Genomic DNA, 2,780 nt, shown 5'->3' on the forward strand with positions numbered 1-2,780 from the left:
GCGACCCGCAGGCCCGCCGCACCGGTCCCGCGCGGGTCGGTGATCGGGTCGATCAACCGGGCCGACCACCCCGCCAGGGCCTGGACGGCCACTCCCACGCCCACGCCGACGGCGGCCGCCACGAGGACCGCCAGGAGCACCCCGATCCGGCGCGGGTCGTTGTAGTAGATGCTGCCGATCCCGCGCAGTGCGCCGCCGGTCCAGTTACCGAACGTGCTCATGGAGTTGACGCACACCACCAGCACCCCGCCCCAGAGCAGGAGCGGCCACAGCACGAGGCGGCGGAGCATGACGATCACCCCCACCACCGCGAGGGCCAGCAGCACCCAGCGCACTCCCCAGTCCTGCACGTGTCGCACCTGTAGCGCCACGGCCCGGCCCCAGACGGCCGCCCGGTCGGCGTTGATCTCGAACTCGAAGGCCGAGATCTCGTCCGCGTCCTCGGAGACGGTGAGGACCTGGGGCAGCAGCGTGAGCACGCCCGCCAGGCCGATCCCGGCCAGGACGACGAAGTCCCGCAACCGGCCCCGGACCGGGCGCCACAGCCCCTCGAACAGCCACCAGAACAGCACGAACACCGCGGCGGTCACCATGGCTGACGGGTGGATGCCCCCGACGCCGACCAGGCCGAGGGCGGCGGCGGGCACGAGACGTCGGTCCGCCAGCGCGGCCACCACGACCGCGGCCACCAGGCCCGCCAGCCCGTTGGCCACGCCGGAGGGGGTCGCTGCCACCATCACCTCGACGAACGGCAACCCGGGGAACAGCGGGGTGGCCATGGCCGCGACCGCGGCCGAGGTGGCGGCGGCCGGTCGGGAGAAGCGCCGGTGGGTGATGAGCCAGGCGAGTGCGGCCACACCGAGCGGGAACGCCAGCGCCATGGCGCCGATCTGCACCAGGTTGTAGGTCTCGACCGCCCCGATGCCGCGCAGCCCCATGACCAGGGCGGCGATCGCGTGCCAGGTGCTCGGGTAGTAGAGGGTGGCCCCGTTCTCCGGGTACCGGAGCTCGCCCGCCTGGTCCGGGGACGCCAGTCCCGTGTCGTGGATGAACCGGATGTAGTTGGCGTGCCAGTGGGCGTCCCAGCCCTGGAAGACGTTGGCGGTGCCGCCCGGCGTGGCCGAGAGCTCGGTGAGGATCATCTGCCCGATCAGCCACGCGCTCACCGGGATCGACGCGGCCGGGAGCAGCCACCACCACGAGCGGCGGGCACGCGGCGTGTCACCCACCCGCCCCCTACGGCGCCGCCGGATCCACAGCGTCCCGGAGATGAGCAACCCCACCAGCCCGACGATCACCGCGGTGACCGCCGTGGCCACCGCATACGCGCCCAGGGACCACGGCACACCCGTCCGGCCGTACGCGTAGGTGGCGATCGTGACGATCCCCGCGGACACGGGGATCGACGTGCCCACCGCCAACCGGAGCGGGAGCCGTGCGGCCAGTCCCACGATCAGCCCGGGGACCACGAGGAGCGCGGTGAGGGTCAGCATGACCATCGCGATGTCGATGACCTGCCTCCGTCCCTGTCGTACTCATCCGATCCGACCATTATGGGCCACCCGCCCCGCGGCCCTCAGCGCGGCACGAGGACTCCGACCGGTCCGCTGCCGATGCACAACTCCCCAAGGCCCCCTTCGGGAGTGAAGGTGACCCCGGTACCGGACCCCTCGACGCGTACGAACACCGTTCCCAGACCCGCCGACACCGGCACCGTCACCTCGGCGCCCTCGTCGAGGCGGACATCCACCTCGCCGTCCGCGTCGGCGAAGAGATTGAGCTGGACGAGCCAGTCCCGGTCGATCAGGGGGCCGTCGAGCGGGATCCGGGCACCGCCCCCGGAGACCCGGTATCCGCAGCCGGGCTCGGGCCCCTGGGGGATCGTCCGGAGCGCCGCGACCTCGGCCGGATGAAGGGTGCCGAGGGCGTCGATCACGACCGGATCAGTGGTCCACCCGGTCACCGGCGGGATCCCGGGAACACCCGCGAGCAACGACGAGAGCCGGTGTGACGGTGCGGTGACCGGGAGGAGGACCTCGAGCGGGAGATCCTGGTCGAGCAGCGGGGCGCTCCGATCATGCAGCGTCTCGAGCAGGGGGAGGGCGTAGTCGCGGGAGGGCTGTTCGGACCACGTCGTCCGATAGGTCAGGGTCGAGACCGCTGAGGAGGCGAGCAGCGCGATGAGCACCACCACGCCCGCCGGCACCGACCTGCGCCCGGCCGTGGAGGTACCCCGTCGTGGCGCCGACAACGCCAGCGCCGCGGCGGCGCCCAGGACCAGCGGGAATTCGGGGTGGTACCGGAGGGTCTGGACGATCTCCGCCGCGGTGTCCGGGCCCGCCCGCCCCACCGCGACCAGCACCACGGAGAGCAGCGGGTACAGCGCGACCGCAGCCCAGACCGCCCCGGTGCGCCGACGGGTGGCGAGAGACCACGCCAGCACCCCGGCACACGCCAGGACACCGAGGAGCACGACGGAGACCGGCGGGTCCGCCATGGGCGGCCCCGGGTGCCACCGGTCCCACCGCCACGGGCCTCCTCCCACTGTCGGGATGACGGCCAGTCTGTAGGTGTGGTCGACGAGGTCCAGGAACCCCGGGCGCGTGCCCTCGACCTCACCGAACGACGCCCGGCCACCGAGACGACCGACGACGACGAGGAATACCGCCGCCCACACCACGAGCACGGCCCCCTGGGCAGCCCAGGCCACCCGCGTGCGCTTCCAGATGACACGCGGGGTCACCGACCCACTCCGACCGACCCACCACCAGCCCACCAGG

The 2,780-nt window shown here is 73.0% G+C and carries 2 protein-coding genes; both read right to left on the reverse strand.

Annotated elements, in window-relative coordinates; translation table 11 throughout:
- The coding region (locus tag G6022_RS04940; protein ID WP_182691095.1) for a DUF6541 family protein at positions 1-1,499 on the reverse strand (1,499 nt) is incomplete at its 3' end.
- Between the two features lie 77 nt (positions 1,500-1,576).
- On the reverse strand, positions 1,577-2,780 hold a 1,204-nt coding region (locus G6022_RS04945; RefSeq protein ID WP_182691097.1), incomplete at its 5' end, for a hypothetical protein.

This window comes from Dietzia sp. Cai40 (genome assembly GCF_014145165.1).
Classification (GTDB): domain Bacteria; phylum Actinomycetota; class Actinomycetes; order Mycobacteriales; family Mycobacteriaceae; genus Dietzia; species Dietzia natronolimnaea.